Below are 18,321 nucleotides of genomic sequence, written 5' to 3' on the forward strand. Positions count from 1 at the left end.
GGAGCGTGACGACCGTCGACGAACCGGCGCCCGCCGCCCCGCTCGCGGTCCCGGCCGAGGTCCCGGCGGGCACGTCGCGGCCGCGCGCCCTCGTCGTCGGGGCCGGGATCGCCGGCCTCGCCGCCGCGACGTCGCTGCACCGCGCGGGCTGGCGGGTGACCGTCTGCGAGCGGGCCCCGGCCCGGCGCACCGGCGGCTACTTCGTCCGGCTGGCGCCGGAGGGGGTCGAGGCCGCCGAGCGGCTGGGCGTCGACGAGTCACTGCGCAGCCGGCTGCCCGCCGACGGGATCATCACCGGTGTCGACGGTCGCGGTCGGACCACCTCGCGGGTGGACGCCGCCCTCGTCGAGGACGGCGTCAGCCTCGCTCTCGTCCGCGGCGACCTCGAGGCCGCGCTCTGGGCGGGTCTCCCCGACGAGGTCGAGGTCCGCTTCGCCACGGCACCCACCGCGGTCGCCGACGACGGCACGGTCGTCCTCGACGGGGCGGGCACGCGCTGGGACCTCGTCGTCGGCGCGGACGGGGTCCGCTCGACGGTCCGCGAGATGGTGTTCGGCCCCGAGGCGGCCTTCCGGCACGACTTCGACCACGTCGTGATCTCCGCAGTGCTGCCGCGGCTGCCCGGCCGCCTGGTCGAGGGCGACTACGTCGTGCTCGTCGAACCGGGCCGCACGGCGCACCTCATGGCGATGGCGGGCCACGACCCCGTCGTCTTCTTCACCTACCGCGCCGATCTCGCGCAGGCCGCCGGGACCGACCCGGCCGCGCGCCCCGAGGAGGCGCTGCGGGCGGTCTACGGGGACTTCGACGGACTGATGCCGGAGATCCTCGACCTCGTCGCCGAGGCCGGGACCACGCACGCGGACACGGTGGGCCAGATCCAGCTGCGGCGCTGGAGCAGCGGCCGCGTGGTCCTGCTCGGCGACTCGGCCTGGTGCCCCACGCTCTACTCCGGCCACGGGTCCGCGCTCGCGCTCGCCGGCGGCGAGGCGCTCGGTCGGCACCTGCGGGTCCCCGACGACCCCGACGACGACGGGGCGCGCCTGGACGTGCCGGCCGCGCTGGCGGCGTGGGAGGCCGAGCGGCGCCCCGGCACCCGGACCGCCCGCACCGCGGCCCGCCGCGCCCGCCACTTCTTCCTGCCCGGCAACCGCGTGGTCACCGCACTGCGCGCCGTGGCCCTGCGCGTCGCCTCCTGGCCGATCGCCTCGCGCCTGTTCGGCAGCGGGGCCCGCACGCGCGACGCCGACGTTCACCGGACGGTCACCGCGTCGTCGGGACCTGCCGCCGGGCCCCGCCCGTAGACTGTCGCTCGATCGGTGCTCCAGGGTCCTGGACTAGCCTGGATCTCCGATCGTCGCAGGGCACCGGCGTTTCCACCGCCGCGTACGCCGGGAAGAGAAGACCTCGGGACCGCCTCCGGGCCGCTCCACCGCCGTGGCGCCCGCGGCCCCGCACGACGTGCTGTCGAGAGGACGAGTCACCACCCCCATGCACCCCGACCCCACCGACGCCCCCCGCCGCTCCCGCTCCCTGCTGGCGCGGCTCGCCGACCCCCTGGGTGTCGCCCGGGCCGCGGTCGACGCCCTGGACCCCTCGCGGTACCGCGGACGGCGGGTGTGGCGCGGGGACGGACGCGTCCACATCGGTGTGCCCGCGACCTCCCGGGAGGCCGGCTCGGAGCTGCTGCGGGCGGTGGAGAAGGCCCTGACCGCGCACCCCGCGGTCGACTGGGCGAGCGTGAACGCCGCGCTGGGCGTCGTCGTGGTGTCGCTGGCCGAGGACGGCGCGGCCCCGGACGAGCTGGACGAGACCGTCGACGACCTCGTCGACCTGGTCGAGGTGCTGGAGGAGCAGGAGGCGGTCACCGACGGCGCCGCGCACCCGGCCGGCGGGCACTCGCCGACGGCGGTCTCGCAGGCGCTGACCACCTTCGCCGCCGACGTCGCAGGACTCGGGGCGGCCGGGCTCGGTGCGGTGCTGCGCCGCACGCCGCTGCCCGTGGAGCTCGCGTCCGCCGCGTCCTTCGTCGACCACCAGCCGCGGCTGCGGGCCGCCGTCGAGCGCGCGCTCGGCCGCCAGCGCGCCGACATCCTGCTCGCCCTCACCAACGCGGCCGGCCAGGGCCTCGGGCAGGGCTCGACCGGGCTGCTGGTCGATGCCGCCTACCGCGCCCTGCAGATCGCGGAGGCCCGGGCGTCCGCCGACGCGTTCACGCGCGCCGAGCCCCGCCTGCTGGCCGACCCCGAGCAGGTCGGCGTGGCCGCCGACGACGCGCTGACCCTCGACGCGCGGCCCGTCCCGTTCCCCGCCGGCCCGGTCGAGCGCCACGGCGACCACGTCGGTCTCGCCGCCCTCGGCGGGTTCGGCACCACGCTCGCGCTCGGCGGCCCGCGCCGCGCGGTCGGGGTCGCCCTGTCCACGCTGCCCAAGGCCGGCCGGATGGGCCGGGAGGGCTTCGCGACGACCTTCGGGCGCGTCCTGTCCCGCCGGGGCGCCGTCGTCGTCGAGCCGACCGTGCTGCGGCGCATGGACCGGATCGACACCGTCGTCCTCGACGCCTCGGCGCTGACCACCGGCGCGCTCATGCTCGGGGACCTCGCGCTCGTCGACGGGGAGGGCCTCACCGCCCCGGACGGCACCGCCGTGTCCGTCGAGTCGCTGACGCCGCTCGTGCACGAGCTGTTCGACCCCTCGGACGCGTCCGGCACCGTCACCCACCACGCCGGCTGGTCGCTGGCTCCGCTGCCTGCGGGACGCGAGGACGAGCCGGTCGTCGCCGAGGCGGTCGACGCGCTGCGCACCGACGGCGCGACCGTCGTCCTGGGCCTGTCGTACGACGGAGGGCTGGTCGCCGTCGTCGGTGCCCTGCCGGAGCCGGCCGCCGCGGCCGAGGCGCTCGGTGCGGCCGCCCGCCGGGCCGGGCTGACGCTCGTCGTCGGCACGGACGAGGTCGTCCCCGCCCCCGACGCCTCCGACGACGACGCGTCCGACGACGACGCCGGCCTGCCCGGCGCGGACGGCACCGTCCCGGCCACGCGGCGCACCGTCGACCGGCAGGTGCCCGGTGGCCCGGGGCTGGCCGCCGCCGTGCGGATGCTGCAGGTCGAGGGCGCGGGCGTGCTCGTCGTCTCCCGCGACCGCCGCGCCCTCGCCGCCGCCGACCTCGGCGTCGGCGTCACCCGCGCCGACGGCATCCCGGCGTGGGGCGCGCACGTCCTGGTCGGCGACGACCTGGCCACGGCCGCCCTGCTGATCGAGGGCGTCAAGGTCGCGAAGGCGACCTCCGGCCGCTCCGTGGCGCTGGCCCGCGCCGGCACCGTGCTCGGCGCCGCGATGGCCACGGCGGGCACCGCCCCGCGCGGCGCCTCCCTCGCCGGGCTCGCGGTCAACGGCGCCGCGGGCGTCGCCCTCGGGGCCGGCGCCTGGTCGGCCTCGGAGCTCGGGCGGAAGACGCTCGTGCCCGGCGTGTCCCGCACGCCGTGGCACGTCATGCCGGCCGAGACCGTGCTGACCCGCCTGGACGCCTCCGAGCGCGGCCTGTCCTCCGCCGAGGCCGCCCGTCGCGTCCGCGAGGACCCGGCGGCCGCCGAGGAGTCGACCTCGCTGGGCCGGGCCTTCATCGACGAGCTGAACAACCCACTGACGCCCGTCCTGGCGGGCGGCGCCGTGCTCTCGGCCGCCATCGGCGCGATCGCCGACGCGGCGATCGTCGTCGGCGTCACCGCCGCGTCCGCCCTCATCGGCGGCGTGCAGCGCGTGGTCACCGACCGCGCCGTGGCCGGCCTGCTCGAGCGCTCGTCCACCCGCACCCGCGTCCTGCGCGACGGCGTGCCCACCACGGTCACCGCCGACGACGTGGTCGTCGGGGACGTGGTCGAGCTCGGCCCGGACGACGTCGTCCCGGCCGACTGCCGCGTGCTGCGCGCCGACGCGCTGGAGCTCGACGAGTCGTCGCTGACCGGCGAGTCGCTGCCGGTGCCGAAGACCGCCGCGCCCGTGATCGCCCGCTCCGTCGCGGACCGGCGCTCGATGCTCTACGAGGGCACCACCGTCGCCACCGGCCGCGGCCGGGCCGTCGTCGTGGCCACCGGCTCGTCGACCGAGGTCGGGCGTTCGACCGCCGCGGCCCGGGCGAACGCCCCGGTCGCCGGCGTCGACCAGCGGCTCTCCGGCATCACGAAGATCACCACGCCCCTCGCGCTGGCCTCCGCGGCCGCCGTGGTCGGGGCCGGCGCCGTGCGCGGCCTCCCGATGAACCAGAACCTGCACTCCGGGGTCGGCCTCGCCGTCGCCTCGGTGCCCGAGGGCCTGCCGTTCATCGTCTCCGCCGCCCAGCTGGCGTCCGCGCGCCGCCTGAGCGCGGAAGGGGCCCTCGTCCGGAACCCGAAGACCATCGAGGCCGTCGGCCGGGTCGACGTGCTCTGCTTCGACAAGACCGGCACGCTGACCGAGGGCAAGCTGGCCCTCTCCGCGATCTCCGACGGCGTGAAGCTGCGGCCCACCGACCGTCTGCGCAAGCGGCAGCGCCGGGTCCTCGCCGCGGCCCTGCGCGCCACCCCGCGCCCCAAGCCGGGGGAGCGGCTCGCCCACCTCACCGACCGCGCGGTGGTGTTCGGGGCACAGTCCTTCGACGTCGACCCCGAGCACAAGCGCGCCGGCTGGTGGCCGGTCGCCTCGCTCGACTTCGACCCCAGCCGCGGCTACCACGCCACGCTGGGGGAGGCGCGGACCGAGGAGGGCGTCAAGGAGCAGGTGCTCTCGGTCAAGGGCGCGCCCGAGGTCGTCATCGCCCGGTGCGCCGACTGGGCCGGTACCGAGCTCGACGACGAGGCGCGCCAGCGGCTGGTCGAGCACACCGACCTGCTGGCCGGGCAGGGCATGCGCGTGCTCGCCGTGGCCGAGCGGTCGGAGCCCTGGACGAGCGAGCACGACGGCGCGCCCGAGGTGACCGACGAGGACGTGGCCGACCTCAGCTTCGTCGGCTTCGTCGGCTTCACCGACCCGGTGCGGGCCGGCTCGCAGGCCACCGTGCGCGACCTGCGCGAGGCCGGGGTGCAGGTCGTCATGATCACGGGCGACCACCCCTCGACCGCCGAGGCGGTCGCGGAGGAGCTGGACGTCCTGAACGGCGGCATCGTCATCACCGGCCAGGAGATGGACGAGCTCGACGACGACGCGCTCGACGCCGTGCTGCCGACGGTGCGGGTCGTGGCCCGCGGGACGCCGGCGCACAAGGTGCGCGCGGTCCAGGCCTTCCAGCGGCTCGGCCGCACCGTCGCCATGACCGGGGACGGGGCGAACGACGCCCCGGCGATCCGGCTGGCCGACGTGGGCATCGCACTCGGTCGCCGCGGGACCCCGGCCGCCCGCGCGGCGGCCGACCTCGTCGTCACCGACGACCGGCTCGAGACGATCCTCGCGGCGCTCGTCGAGGGCCGCGCCATGTGGGCGTCGGTGCGCGAGGCGCTCGGCGTGCTCGTGGGCGGCAACATCGGCGAGATCGCCTTCACCGTGCTGGGCGCCTCGACGACGGGCACCTCCCCGCTCACGGCGCGCCAGCTGCTGCTGGTCAACCTGCTCACCGACCTCGCGCCGTCGCTGGCGCTCGCCGTCCGCGCGCCGGCGCCCGGCGACGCCCGGTCGCTGCTCGCCGAGGGGCCGGAGGCCTCCCTGGGCGACGCCCTCAACCGCGAGATCGGGCTCCGGGCCGCGGCCACCGCCGGTGGTGCCTCGCTGGCGTGGATCCAGGCCCAGGCGACCCCGTACGGCAGCCCGGCCCGCGCCCGCACGGTCGCGCTGGCGGCCCTCGTCGGGACGCAGCTAGGCCAGACCGTGGCCGCCGGCGGGCACCGCAGCCCGCTGGTCGTGGGCGCGTCCGTGGTCTCGGCCGGGGCGCTCTTCGCGGTCGTCCAGACGCCGGGCGTCAGCCAGTTCTTCGGCTGCGTCCCGCTCGGCCCGATCGCATGGGGCCAGGCGGCGGGGTCGGCGGCGGTCGCCACGGCCGCGTCGATGATCGGGCCCGAGCTGGTGCGTCGCTACGGCGACGTGGTGGCGCCCGAGGGGTCCGCGCTCGCCGCCCTGATCGAGCGGCTCGGCGAGGTCCGGGACGAGGCGACGGCGAAGTACCTCGACCTCCAGGAGAAGGCCACCGCTGCACTGACCGGGTGAGTGGCGCTGATCACTCCGTGGTGTTTGTGCAGGTCGCGGGCGGGGAACACTGTGCGTAGCAACGCACCCGGAACCAGGGAGTAGTGGGAACCGCCATGGCCGACCGCGACGTGAAGCCGACCGACGACGGCTGGCAGGTGCTCAAGAAGGGCGCCCAGCGCGCCAGCGCGAAGGCCCCGACCCAGGTCGAGGCGGTCGCGCGGGCCACCGAGATCGTGGCGAAGGACGGCGGCGGCAAGGTCGTCGTCTACGGCACGGACGGCAAGGTTCGCGAGAGCCAGACCGTCAAGGCCGGCGCCGACACCGCCACCGAGGCCCCGAAGAACGCCGCGAAGGCCACCGCCGCCGGCGCCCGCGCCACGAGCAAGGCCGCCGCCGACAAGGCCGGGAAGACCGCGCGGGCGGTCGCCTCGGACGCGAAGGCGACCGGCGAGAAGGTGGCCGACCGGGCCGAGACCTCGGCGAAAAAGGCCACCGCCCAGGCCGAGGCGGGCGCCTCGGGCATCGCCGACGAGGCGAAGGCCGCCACCAACGGCAAGGCGCCGAAGGCCGCGGCCGAGGACGCCGCGACGATCGCGCAGACCTCCGGCAAGCAGGTCGCCGAGACCACAAGCCGGGCCGGCGAGCGCATCGCGAAGGACACCGCCCGCGCGGGCAAGCGGGCCGGCCAGACGGTCGGGGCGGCTGCCGAGGAGGCGGGCGAGAAGGCCGTCGAGGGCGGCGACCGGGCGGCCCGCGTGAGCAAGGGCGTGGACCAGGAGCTCAACACCGTCGGCGACGACCTCGCGGGCAGCATCACGAGCGTCACCGAGGCGCAGGCCCGCAAGGTCGACGCCGCGGTGGACGAGGCGACGCGCCAGGCGAACGCGGCCGCGCCGTCGTACAACCCGGTGCGGATCGCCGGTCAGGTCGCGGGGTTCGCGGTGCGCACCGCCTTCAGCGTGACCGGTGCCGTGGTCTCCGCCGGCGGGGAGCTGCTCTCCGGGGCGGCCCGCAAGGTCACCGGCCGGCGATAGACACCGCTTCGCAACGAAGGGCCCCTCCGGTCGGAGGGGCCCTTCGTTCGTTCCCAGGGCACCCCCGCCGAGGGTGACACCAGGCATCCCGGGCGGGCCGGGATCCTGCGTGGCGTCACTCTCGCGCCGGGGCCGGCCGGGCACCCGCGCCGAGGGTGACACCCGGCATCCAGGGCGGGCCGGAAGGCTGTCCCGCGTCATCCTCGCGCCGAAGCCCCGGACACGACGAAGGGCCCGCCTCCGGCGAACCGGGGACGGGCCCTTCGTACGCGTCGAGCCGTCAGGCGCTGACGCCGACGGAGCGGCCGGAGAGGCGCGCGCGGCGCATGTCGCGGCGGTCCTCCTCGGAGGTGCCGCCCCACACGCCGGCCTCCTGGCCGGTGTCGAGCGCCCAGCGCAGGCACGCGGCCTGGAGCGGGCAGGTACCGCAGATGAACTTCGCGGCGGTCAGCTGCTCCGCCCCGGGGCCCTCGGTGCCGACGGGGAAGAAGAGTTCGGGGTCGTGGTCGCGGCAGGCCGCGAGCTCCCAGTCCATGGGTCCTGCTGTCCTTTCCGATGTCGCCTGTGTCGCCTGTCGATGTCGCCGCGCGCGGTGGTGCTCCCGTCGGGGCACGTGCGCACGCTCACGCGCCCGGCGCCGGGTGGACGCCGTGACGGGGTCAGTCGTCGATGGGTGCTGCCAGCCAGGACACGCCGATGCGGGCCGCAGTTCGATCCCTGGGTGGGACCGCTGCTGCCTGTGACATCAGGCCGCCCGATCCGCGTGCGCGTCCACCGGTTTCCCGCGGACCCGCAGCGATCTCGGACCGACAGCGCTCACGGCGCTGTCCGGCTTTCATGAATATCCGGACAACATCGCGAGCAAACGAGTGTCGTCCCGATCGGCGTCCGGGTGAACTGTGATTCGCACCACAGATTACGGTCGCGGTCGGTGACGATCTCGCCTGGACCACCGTACGTGCATCCGCGTCCGCCGGGGGGCACACTGACCGGTGATACCGATGACACCGGACGTGGGCGGAGCGTGGACATGCGGGCGATCGTCCTGGCGCTGCGTGACATCGTGGTCGGCGCCATCTGTGCGGGGGCCCTGGTCGCGTTCGTGCTCGACCACGCGCTGATCGGCCTGGTCCTGGGCCTGATCGGGCTCTGGCAGGTCATCCGGATCATGAACGGGCGGCCCAGCATCATCGGGATCGACCAGCGCTGGGCGGACCGGGAGGGCAAGCCGAACGTCCGCGGATGACGTGACCGGCCGGCTCCCGCCAGGATGATCGGATGCGCTGCGCCGTCATCGGGTCGACCGGCTATCTCGGGACCCGCCTCGTGCCCCGCCTGCTGGCCCGGGGCGACGAGGTCGCGGTGCTCGTGCGGTCGCCGCACAAGCTCGCGCTGACGGGGTGGGCGGACGCGGTCGACGTCGTCCCGGGCTCCCTGGAGGAACCCGACGCGCTCGAGCACCTGGTGGCCGACGCCGACGTCGTCGTGCACCTCGCGCACGCCCTCGAGCAGTCCGACTTCCCGGAGCGGGACCGGGCGGCCGCGCACGCGGTGGTGGCGGCGGCCACCGACGCCGGGGTGGGCCGGCTCGTCTATCTCGGCGGCCTGCGCCCCGCTCCGGGGTCCTCGCCGTCGCGTCACCTCGCCTCCCGCGCGGAGGTGGCCGACATCTTCCTCGCCTCCTCCGTCCCGACGGCGGCCCTGGAGGCCGGCATCGTGGTCGGATCCGGCTCGGCGAGCTTCGAGATGATCCGGTACCTCGCCGAGCGTGTCCCCGTGCTGCCCGGCATCCCGTGGCTCGCGCACCGGACCCAGCCGATCGCGGTCGACGACGTGCTCCACGCCCTCGTCGCCGCCACCGACCTGCCGCCCGAGGTCGACCGCCGGCTCGACGTGGGCGGACCCGACGTCCTGACCTACCTCGACCTGGTGCAGCGCTACGCCCGCCTCGCCGGGCTCCCGCAGCGTGTGGCCGTGCCGGTGCCGCTCCCCGTGCCGCCCGGGGGGCCGACCGTCGCGGCGATGGCGATGGAGCTGCTCTCGCCGCTGCCGCGCCGCCTCGTCGAACCGCTCATCGAGTCGCTGCGCCACGAGCTCGTCTGCGACCCGGGGTCCCTCGCGGACGCCCGGCGCCTGCTCGGGGACCCGCCCGGAGGCCCGACGACGTACGGGGCCGCGGTGCGCGCGGCGCTCGGCCGGCGCCGGAGCGGGGTCGACCCGGCGGACCGTGACCCCACGCCCGTCCTCGGCCAGGCAGGTCGGCCCGCCGCGCTCGCCCTGCCCTCCGACCCCGTCGGCTCCGGCGGCGCCACGTGGCGGTGGTCGACCACGGTGAGCGGCGGCGTCCCCGCGGACCGGGTGTGGGCGGCGGTGCAGCGCATCGGCGGCGACACCGGCTGGTACGCCCCGCCGGGCGTGTTCGGCGCGCTCGGCCGCGCCGACCAGCTGCTGGGCGGCGTGGGCGGCTACCGGGGGCGCCCGCACGGCCGCGACCTCGTGGTCGGGGACGTCATCGACGGCTGGCGGGTCGAGGCCCTCACCCACGACGACGCCCTGCGCTCGGTGCGGCTGCGCGCGGACCTCAAGGTGCCCGGGCGGCTCTGGCTCACCTTCACCGTGCGTCCCGACGACGACAGGGGAGGGGCGGCCCTGACCCTGGAGGTCGCCTTCGCGCCGTCCGGGCTCGCCGGTGTCGCCTACGGCGCGGGCCTGCGGGTCGGCGCGCCCCTCGTGTTCGGGCCGATGGCCCGGGGCGCGCTCCGCGCCGGCGAGCGCTAGACGTCGACGCCCACCTGCGCGGACCGCACCACCTCCCGCAGACCCCCCGACGCGTGGGCCGCCCGCTGGGCCGCGGCGCCCGTCGTCCCCTCCAGCACACGACGCACGCCGGCGTGGACCGTGTCGCGATCGGGCCCGAGTGCCGCGTCGACGTGCTCGAGCAGCGCCGACACCGCGTCCGCCGCCGGGACCGGGCGGCCCGAGACGGGGTGCACGAGCACCCCGGTCTCGCCCGACCCGACACAGCCCGCGCGGGCGGCCCGCCAGTGCGCGAGCCGCAGCACCTCCATGGGCGTCGCGGTCGGCGGCTCGCCCGCCGCCCACGCCGTCGCGGCGGTCGTCACCAGCGCCCGGGCCAGCAGGGCGATCGTCACCGCGTCGTCGACGGTGCGGGAGACGTCGGTGACCCGGACCTCCACCGTCGGGAAGCGGGCCGCCAGCCGGGCGTCGAAGTAGACCATCCCGTCGTCGACGATCGTGTCCGTCGCGACCATCGCCGCCACGGCCGCGTCGTAGGCCTCGACCGACCCGAACACCGAGGACGGCCCGGCCGAGGGCATCCGCGCCCACACCAGCGACCGGTAGCTCGCGTACCCGGTGTCCTCGCCCCGCCAGAACGGCGAGTTGGCCGAGAGCGCGCGCAGCACGGGCAGCCACGCCCCGAGCCGGTCGAGGATCCCCACGCCCTCCTCGCGGGAGGCGATCTCCACGTGGACGTGCTGGCCGTTGGTGAGCTGGGCGGTGGCGATCGCCCCGAACCGGTCCAGGATGCGCCCGTACCGGCCGTCCACCGAGGTCGCCGGTCCGGGGGCGACCGGCGAGGTGGCCAGCGCCGCGACCGCCGCGCCGGAGGTCCTGGCGGCCCGCGCGGCGTCGGCCCGGCGCCGGCGCAGGTCGGCCACCAGGGCCTCGGCGTCGGTGTGCGGGACCGAGCCAGTCTCCACCTGCTCGGCGCGCATCTCCCCGTCGAGGTCGTCGGCGGCGGGCAGCACCGCCGGTGCCAGGCCGAGCGGGCTCCCGTCGTCGGGATCGACGAGCAGCAGCTCCTCCTCGACGCCCATGCGCCGTGTCGATGCGTCCACGACGGGGGATGTTCCCAGCAGGGACCGGCGGACGAACGGGAGACTCGGGTGGCGCGGGGCGCGAACGGGGACGGCTGGGTGGTCTGCGGGCAGGGCCACCGGCACTGGGGGCGCTACGGGGCGGCGGGACTCCTCCTCGTCGCGCAGGAGCAGGTGCTGCTCGCGCACCGGATCTTCTGGAGCCATCACGGCAACACGTGGGGGATTCCCGGCGGCGCCCGCGACGAGCGGGAGACCGCCGTCGAGGCGGCGCTGCGCGAGGCGGCCGAGGAGACGGGACTCGACCCGGCCGACGCCGTCGTCGGGACGGAGTCCGTGGACGACCACGGCGGCTGGGCCTACACGACCGTGCACGCCACCCTGGACGCCCCGGTGCCGCTGACGCCGCAGGACGGGGAGGCCTCCGAGCTACGCTGGGTGCCCCTGTCCGAGGTGGGTGACCTGGACCTCCACCCGGGATTCGCCGCGTTCTGGGCCGAGCACCTAGCGTGGGAGCATGGCTGCTCCGGACCCCAGTGACTTCCTCGCCGTCGACGCCGAGCTGAGCGCCGAGGAGCGCGACATCCGCGACGCGGTGCGCGACTACGCGACCGCCGAGCTCGCCCCGCGGATCGCCGAGTGGTACGAGTCGAACACCCTGCCGCGCGACATCGCCAAGGGGCTGGGTGCGCTCGGGCTGCTGGGCATGCACCTCGAGGGCTACGGCTGCGCGGGCACCAACGCGACCAGCTACGGCCTGGCCTGCCGCGAGCTGGAGGCGGTCGACTCGGGGCTGCGCTCCTTCGTGTCGGTCCAGGGCTCGCTCGCGATGTTCGCGATCCACCGCTGGGGCTCCGAGGAGCACAAGCAGCAGTGGCTGCCGCGGATGGCCACCGGTGAGGCGCTCGGCTGCTTCGGGCTGACCGAGGCCGACGCCGGCTCCGACCCGGGTTCCATGCGCACCCGCGCCCGCCGCGACGGCGACGACTGGGTGCTCGACGGCTCCAAGATGTGGATCACCAACGGGACGCTGGCCGACGTCGCCGTCGTGTGGGCCCAGACCGACCCGGAGCAGGGCAGCAAGGGCATCCGCGGCTTCGTCGTGCCCACCGACACCCCCGGGTTCACCGCGAACGAGGTCAAGCACAAGCTCTCGCTGCGGGCCTCGCTGACCGCCGAGCTGGTGCTCGAGGGCGTGCGGCTGCCGGCCGACGCGATGTTCCCCGAGGTGACCGGGCTGAAGGGCCCGCTGTCGTGCCTCAACGAGGCGCGCTACGGCATCCTCTGGGGCGCGGTGGGCGCGGCCCGGTCCTGCTACGAGGCCGCGCTGGCCTACGCGCTGGACCGCGAGCAGTTCGGGAAGCCGATCGCGGGCTTCCAGCTCACCCAGCGCAAGCTCGCCGAGATGGTCGTCGCGGTGAACCAGGCGTCGCTCGCCGCGGCGCGGATCGGCCGGCTCAAGGACGCGCACGAACTGCACCCGGCGCAGGTGAGCTTCGGGAAGATGGCCAACGTCCACGCGGCCCTCGACGTCGCCCGCACCGCCCGCACCGTGCTCGGCGGCAACGGCATCACGCTCGAGTACCCGGTGTTCCGGCACATGACGAACCTCGAGACCGTGCTGACCTACGAGGGCACCGAGGAGATGCACGCCCTGTCCATCGGTCAGGCGCTCACCGGCCTCGCCGCGTTCCGGTAGCTCAGCTCCCGACGTCGGGTCGGGTCGGGTCGGCAGTGACGGTCCGGTCCCGGCCCGCGCGCTTCGCGCGGTAGAGCGCCTCGTCGGCGGCGGCGAGCAGGTCGTCGACCGAGCGGTCGCCGTCCGGGCACGGGGCGCAGCCGACCGACGCGGTGAGGCCGTGGACGTGCGCCTGCCCGCCGGTCGCGGTCGGCACGTGGAGGTCGATGGCGGCGATGCGGTCGCGCAGGCGCTCCGCGGTCAGCGTCGCCGCCTCCGGGTCGACCCCGGAGAGCAGCACCACGAACTCCTCGCCGCCGAAGCGGCCGACCGCGTCGTAGGCGCGGACCTCCGCGGACAGCGACGCGGCGACGGCGCGGAGCACCTCGTCGCCGACGAGGTGCCCGTGGCGGTCGTTCACGGCCTTGAACTCGTCGAGGTCGACCATGAGCACGGCGAGCCCGCCGTCGTGTCGTCGGGTGCGGGCGATCTCCTTCGCGGCGACCTCGGCCCACGCGGCGCCGTTGGCGAGCCCCGTCTTCGGGTCGGTGCGGGCCGCGTGCCGGAACTGGTCCACCAGGACGCCGCGGTGCAGCATGATCACCGGCACGAGCAGGATCGGGACGAGCCAGGGCGACGCGGCCGCGAGGACGGCGAGCGCGGCCCCGAGGGCGAGCGCCCCGAGTCCGAGGAGGGTGTCGGCGGGACTCGCGAAGTGCCGGCGCAGCGAGGTGCGCGGCGACACCAGGCGGATGATCCCGACGACGAGGCCGTGGTTCACCGTCCAGCGCACCAGGGCGGCCACGGCGATCAGCGCGAGCCCGGTGGGCCCGGCGGCCACGCGCAGGAGGGTGTCGCGCTGGACTCCGTCGAGGAGGAGCCCCGCGGCGGTGGTCCCGAGGACGACGGTGGCCCAGGAGAAGATCCAGCGGTGCGGCGGAGGGCGCCGTTCGTTGCGGGCCCACCAGTAGGCGAACACCGCGGTGACGAGGACCAGCGAGGGCCCGATCTGGGTGAGGAGCAGGCCCGCGAAGGTCCACATCGACTTGAGGTCGATGAACGGCTTGTCGCCGGGGCTGATGCGGACCCGCTCGATGTGCCGGGCGGCCTCCGCGTGCAGCGCCGAGCCGAGGAACAGCAGACCGCAGATCAGCCACGCCTGCGGAGCCGGCGGCGTGAGGGTCACCGTCGCGACGATCGCGCCCACGGCCGCGAGGTCGATGAGCAGGACGTACACCAGGGCGGCCCGCGGCAGACCCCACAGGGCCCAGCGGTCGGGACGCCGCCCGGCGGCCCCGCGGTGACGCTGCGGAGTGCCCGCGTCGTCAGGCCGGGCACGCGGCGTGGTCACGTTCTGCAGCCTCCGACGATGTGCGCATCGTGCTCCGGCGGGTCCGGGAGGCATGCGACGCGTGGTCCCACGGTGATCCCGGAGCCCCCCTCCGACCCCGAGAACGGTACCGCGCGACACCTCGGAGGGGGTCAGTGGATCACCCTTTGGTGGCATCTCACCTGGATGGTTGACGCCCAGTCGCCGTCTGGTGACCGATAGCCACAACGTTCAGGCTGAGAGCGTCCGACCGCACGCCCCGCCCGCGGCCCGCTCGGCCGAGGGATCCAGGATCTGTCACGCAAGGTGACAGCGTCACGCGATGGAGTCGTTCCGACCCGTCATGTGACAGGGCACACGACAACGCACTGCGACTGCCGGAGGCATACGGATGCGCATCTCGTCCGACTCGAACTGGTCCCGCCGCGACTCGAACTGGAGCTTCGACTCGAACTGGAGCCGGGACTCGAACTGGAGCTTCGCCGACTCGAACTGGAGCCGCGACGCCCACTGGCGCTGAGCGCACGCCGCACGACCCGAGCCGCCGGCCGGCCGCCCCCACGGGCGACCGGCCGGCTCTCGTGCGTCCCGGCCGGACGCGTCCCGACCGGTCACGCCACCTCGTCGGCCTCGTCCGCCACGTCCGCCTCGGGGTCCCTCGTCCCGACCCGGGGTGCGCTCGACGCCCGCGACCACGCCCGCGCCGCGAGCAGCGCGACCACGATCCCGACGACTCCGCCGACCGCCACCGCCGTCGACGGCGCCGTGCGCTGCGCGAGCAGCCCGGCGAGCAGCACGCCGACGCCCTGGGTGACCCGTAGGGCCGTGACGGCCAGTCCGAACGCCTGCCCCCGCCGCGCGTCGTCGACGCTCACCACGAACGTCGCGTTGGCCGGGACCTGGTAGGCGCACGCCATCCCGGAGATCACCCACGCGACCAGCAGCACCCAGAGCGGGGGGTCGAGGGCCGACACCACGAGCGGGACGCACGACGCGACCGCGAGCGGCCCGATCAGCCTCGGCCGCCGGTGGGGCGCGACGAGCCGCGTCAGGAGCAGGATGCCGAGCACCTGGCCCAGCGGGTTGGCCGCGAGCAGGAGGCCCACCGCGACGGTGCCCGCCCCGAGCTCCGCGGCGTAGGGCGCGGCGAGGCCCTCCACGGTCACGACGAACGCCGAGATGCAGGCCAGCCCGATGAGCGAGCGCAGGCGCGGGTCCGACCCGACGATCCGCGCCCCGGCCACCACCCGTGCGGCCTCGCCGCGCAGCCCGACCCGCGCCGACCCCTCGTCGGGACGGGCCTGCTGCTCGGGCACCCCGAACCGGAGGACGAGGGCGGAGACGACGAACGTCGCCGCGTTGACGGCGAGCGCGGGGGAGACCCCGAGGAGCGCGACCAGCGGGCCGCCGAGGGCGAAACCGAGGACCTGGGCGAGCTGGTAGGTCGTGCTGATCACGGCGTTGCCGGCGACGTACCGGTCGCCGCGCAGCAGGTGGGGCAGGATCGCCGAGCGCGCGGCGAGGAACGGGGCGGCGAGCAGCTGGCCCGCCACGAGCAGGACGACCAGGGCCGGCAACGGGGTGCCGGGAACCGCCATGGCCGCGACGAGCACGGCGCGCGCGACGTCGGTGACGACCATGACCCGGCGCCGCGGGTACCGGTCGGCGAGGCCGGAGAGCAGCGGGCCGGCGACGAGGTCGGGGAGGAACGTGAGCGCGTAGGTCAGCGCCGTCAGTGCCGCGGACGCGGTGCGCTGGTAGACGAGGACGGACAGCGCGACGCGGGCGACCTGGTCGCCGAGGATCGACAGCAGCTGCCCGAGCCAGAGGTGGCGGAAGGCCGGGACCGCGAGCGCGTCGCGGAACCGCGCCGGGCGGTCGCCCTCGCCCTCGTCGCCCCCCGTCATCGTCCGTGCACGCTAGGCGAAGGGCCGGTCGAGATCCACGGCCCGGACGCCCGCTGCGGGCCGCGACACGCCGAGGCGCGCGGTGCACTGGCGTACCAGGGGCACCACAGGGCACACTGCTGCACCGGTTGGTCATCGCGAGCCGCGGACCGAGTTCGAGGACGTTGGGGAAGACGCTTCTCGTCTCGTTCGGAGGTCAGCAGTGAGCACCCGTGGCGTGGTCTACGTCCACTCGTCGCCGCCTGCGGTCAATCCGCACGTCGAGTGGGCCATCTCGGGCGTCCTGGACGCCCGTGTTCAGCTGGACTGGAGCAAGCAGGAGGCCGCTCCGGGCCAGATGCGGGCCGAGTGCTCCTGGACGGGGCCGGTCGGGACCGCCGCGCGTCTCGTGAGCGCGCTGCGGGCCTGGGGCATGCTCCGGTTCGAGGTGACCGAGGACCCGAGCCCGGGCACCGACGGTGAGCGGTACTCGCACGTCCCCGGCCTGGGCCTCTGGCACGGCCGCACGAGCGCCAACGGCGACGTCGTCATCGGCGAGGACCAGCTGCGCTCGGCGATGGCCGCCGCGCGGCGCTCCGGGCCCGACGCCCTGCACCACCGCCTCGACGAGCTGCTCGGCCGCCGCTGGGACGACGCGCTCGAGCCCTACCGCTTCGCCGGCGAGGGGGCCGCCGTGGGGTGGCTGCACCAGGTCGGGTGATCCGGGCTGGTTCGATGGGTCCCATGCGCCTCCTGCGGCCCGCCGTGACCGTGCCGATCGCCCTGGTGCTCGTGCTCGCGGCCCTGGGGACGGTCGCGGCGCTGCTCTCCGCCCGGGCCGCCGGGACCGCGCGGGACGCCCTCGGCGACACCGGGCCCGCGCTGGCCGGGGTCGCCCTCCCCGACGACGGGTCCGCCGGCCCCTCGACCGTCGTCCTCACGCCCTCGGCCGCCGCCTTCCCCCGCGCCGCCGAGATCCGCGACCTCGTCCAGCGCCAGATCGACGCCCGCAACGCCGGTGACTTCGTGGGCTGGGTGTCCACCTCGTCGGCGACGTCCGTGGCCTCGGTGTCGGCGGCGCAGTTCGCCGAGCAGAACCGGACCGTGAAGGTGGGGTCGCCGATCCTGCGGCGCATCGACCCGGTGGGCGGCGGGGAGTACGTGGTGCCCACGGGATGGATCACCACCCAGGACCCGGCCGCGGCTCCGCCGGACGTGCCCGCGGCGCGGTTGTGCTGGCAGGTGTCGCTGACCGTCGTGACCGAGCGGGGTCAGCTGAAGATCGTCGACCCGTTGGCGGGGAGCAGCCTGCGGACTCCGTGTGGCTGACGCCATGTGAGCACTAAGTGGGGCTATCGCCCCACTTAGTGCTCACATGCGAAGCGCATGGAACCGGATCGCATGATCGTCACTCCAAGCCCACGTGGACGAATTCGACGCGTGGCAGGTCCTGCGGAACACCCAGAAGAATGTCGTGAGCCTCAAACAGGTTCTCGACCAACAGCTGACGAAGGATGTCGTCCGGGCCAATCTCGCGGCCCGGCGATGGTTGCCGTTGTTCCACGGCACCTACGCTCTGGTCACGGGTGAGCCCACCTCGGAGATGTGGTGCTGGGCCGCGTTGCTGTTCATTCGCGGCCCGGCACTGCTCAGCCACGAGTCAGCGGCTGCGGTGCTCGGGCTGCGGGGCGGCAGGGACGGTCTGCCCATCCACGTGACCGTGCCCTATGGATCGTCGGCACGCGGCTGCGAGGGCCTCGTCGTGCATCGGAGCCGCGCCTTCGCGCACCTAGGGGTCGAACACCAGGGCTTCGCGGTCACGTCGAAGGTCGTGACGCTCATCGACCTCGCCGTCGAGGCGTTGTCCGCGAAGGAGAGCATGAGGGTTCTCGTTGCGGGTGCGGCCGCGGCGCGGGTCGATCCGCTGGCCATCACCGAGTGCCTCGAGCTCCGTCGCCCCCGCCGGTACGTCAAGGCGCTCCTCGCAGCGGCCAAGCTCCTCGTCGAGGGAGTCGGATCGGTGCTGGAGGGTGACTACGCCACCGACGTCGAGCTCGCGCACGGACTGCCGGTCGGGATCCGTCAGGTACGACGTCGCGTCGGCGACACCAACCGGTACGAGGACGTCGAGTACGTGATGCGGCTCGGCGTCCTCACCGTCCGTCTCGACGGCTGGATCTTCCACGCCAACCGCCGGACGGCCCTGGGGGACCGCGCCCGGGACAACGCTGCGGAACTGGAAGGCCGCGCCCGACTCACCTTCGGGTTCGAGGAGGTGCACGGGGCGGCCTGCCAGACCGCGCGGACCGTCTGGACACGGCTGCGCCAGCTCGGCTGGGAGGAGGACTTCGTGGAATGTGCGCGATGCGCTCGTGAGCACTACGAGGGCCTATGACCCCAC

15 protein-coding genes are annotated in these 18,321 nt (G+C 75.4%); 11 read left to right on the plus strand and 4 right to left on the minus strand.

Annotated elements, in window-relative coordinates; genetic code table 11:
• Positions 1-5: 5 nt before the first annotated feature.
• The 3 genes from ACQPYX_RS12585 (at position 6) to ACQPYX_RS12595 (ending at position 7,187) form a co-directional block, all read left to right on the plus strand.
• Positions 6-1,304, plus strand: coding sequence for an FAD-dependent oxidoreductase (locus tag ACQPYX_RS12585; RefSeq protein WP_433803253.1), 1,299 nt, complete (start codon positions 6-8; stop codon positions 1,302-1,304).
• A gap of 187 nt (positions 1,305-1,491) precedes the next feature.
• A complete protein-coding gene (locus ACQPYX_RS12590; RefSeq protein ID WP_433803254.1) occupies positions 1,492-6,171 on the plus strand; it encodes an HAD-IC family P-type ATPase in 4,680 nt (1,559 codons plus the stop codon).
• 95 nt (positions 6,172-6,266) lie between these two features.
• Positions 6,267-7,187, plus strand: a complete 921-nt coding sequence (locus ACQPYX_RS12595; protein ID WP_433803255.1) for a DUF2188 domain-containing protein — start codon at positions 6,267-6,269, stop codon at positions 7,185-7,187.
• Positions 7,188-7,467: 280 nt separating this feature from the next.
• Here the strand turns inward: ACQPYX_RS12595 and ACQPYX_RS12600 are convergent, their stop codons facing one another.
• Complete coding sequence (locus tag ACQPYX_RS12600) at positions 7,468-7,722, minus strand: WhiB family transcriptional regulator (protein ID WP_230749251.1); 255 nt, start codon at positions 7,720-7,722, stop codon at positions 7,468-7,470.
• A 495-nt stretch (positions 7,723-8,217) separates the two neighbouring features.
• Between ACQPYX_RS12600 and ACQPYX_RS12605 the strand changes: the two genes are divergently transcribed.
• A complete protein-coding gene (locus ACQPYX_RS12605) occupies positions 8,218-8,433 on the plus strand; it encodes a hypothetical protein (protein ID WP_433803256.1) in 216 nt (71 codons plus the stop codon).
• Between the two features lie 32 nt (positions 8,434-8,465).
• Positions 8,466-9,965: a DUF2867 domain-containing protein gene (locus ACQPYX_RS12610; RefSeq protein WP_433803257.1), complete on the plus strand. Its 1,500-nt coding sequence runs from the start codon at positions 8,466-8,468 to the stop codon at positions 9,963-9,965.
• Here the strand turns inward: ACQPYX_RS12610 and ACQPYX_RS12615 are convergent.
• Positions 9,962-11,047: a carboxylate-amine ligase gene (locus ACQPYX_RS12615; protein ID WP_433803258.1), complete on the minus strand. Its 1,086-nt coding sequence runs from the start codon at positions 11,045-11,047 to the stop codon at positions 9,962-9,964. The two genes, ACQPYX_RS12610 and ACQPYX_RS12615, sit on opposite strands and share 4 nt — an antisense overlap.
• A gap of 48 nt (positions 11,048-11,095) precedes the next feature.
• Here ACQPYX_RS12615 and ACQPYX_RS12620 point away from each other — a divergent pair, with 48 nt between their 5' ends.
• Together ACQPYX_RS12620 and ACQPYX_RS12625 are read left to right on the plus strand one after the other, a co-directional pair.
• Positions 11,096-11,566, plus strand: coding sequence for an NUDIX domain-containing protein (locus ACQPYX_RS12620; protein ID WP_433803259.1), 471 nt, complete (start codon positions 11,096-11,098; stop codon positions 11,564-11,566).
• On the plus strand, positions 11,544-12,725 hold the full coding sequence (locus ACQPYX_RS12625; RefSeq protein ID WP_433803260.1) for an acyl-CoA dehydrogenase family protein: 1,182 nt from the start codon (positions 11,544-11,546) through the stop codon (positions 12,723-12,725). The genes ACQPYX_RS12620 and ACQPYX_RS12625 overlap by 23 nt, the downstream gene beginning before the upstream one ends.
• Position 12,726: 1 nt before the next feature.
• Here ACQPYX_RS12625 and ACQPYX_RS12630 read toward each other — a convergent pair whose 3' ends face one another.
• Entirely contained in the window at positions 12,727-14,055 is a 1,329-nt protein-coding gene (locus tag ACQPYX_RS12630; protein ID WP_433803261.1) for a GGDEF domain-containing protein, read from the minus strand.
• 370 nt (positions 14,056-14,425) lie between these two features.
• Between ACQPYX_RS12630 and ACQPYX_RS12635 the strand changes: the two genes are divergently transcribed.
• Positions 14,426-14,554, plus strand: coding sequence for a hypothetical protein (locus ACQPYX_RS12635; protein WP_433803262.1), 129 nt, complete (start codon positions 14,426-14,428; stop codon positions 14,552-14,554).
• Positions 14,555-14,645: 91 nt separating this feature from the next.
• Here ACQPYX_RS12635 and ACQPYX_RS12640 read toward each other — a convergent pair whose 3' ends face one another.
• On the minus strand, positions 14,646-15,941 hold the full coding sequence (locus ACQPYX_RS12640) for an MFS transporter (RefSeq protein WP_433803263.1): 1,296 nt from the start codon (positions 15,939-15,941) through the stop codon (positions 14,646-14,648).
• A 202-nt stretch (positions 15,942-16,143) separates the two neighbouring features.
• Here ACQPYX_RS12640 and ACQPYX_RS12645 point away from each other — a divergent pair, with 202 nt between their 5' ends.
• The 3 genes from ACQPYX_RS12645 to ACQPYX_RS12655 all read left to right on the plus strand — a co-directional run bounded on the left by ACQPYX_RS12645 (position 16,144) and on the right by ACQPYX_RS12655 (position 18,315).
• A complete protein-coding gene (locus ACQPYX_RS12645) occupies positions 16,144-16,641 on the plus strand; it encodes a DUF3145 domain-containing protein (RefSeq protein WP_433803264.1) in 498 nt (165 codons plus the stop codon).
• Between the two features lie 23 nt (positions 16,642-16,664).
• A complete protein-coding gene (locus ACQPYX_RS12650) occupies positions 16,665-17,249 on the plus strand; it encodes a hypothetical protein (protein WP_433803265.1) in 585 nt (194 codons plus the stop codon).
• A 145-nt stretch (positions 17,250-17,394) separates the two neighbouring features.
• Entirely contained in the window at positions 17,395-18,315 is a 921-nt protein-coding gene (locus tag ACQPYX_RS12655) for a hypothetical protein (protein ID WP_433803266.1), read from the plus strand.
• Positions 18,316-18,321: the final 6 nt, after the last annotated feature.

The sequence above is a fragment of the Actinomycetospora sp. CA-084318 genome, assembly GCF_050955885.1.
GTDB lineage: Bacteria > Actinomycetota > Actinomycetes > Mycobacteriales > Pseudonocardiaceae > Actinomycetospora.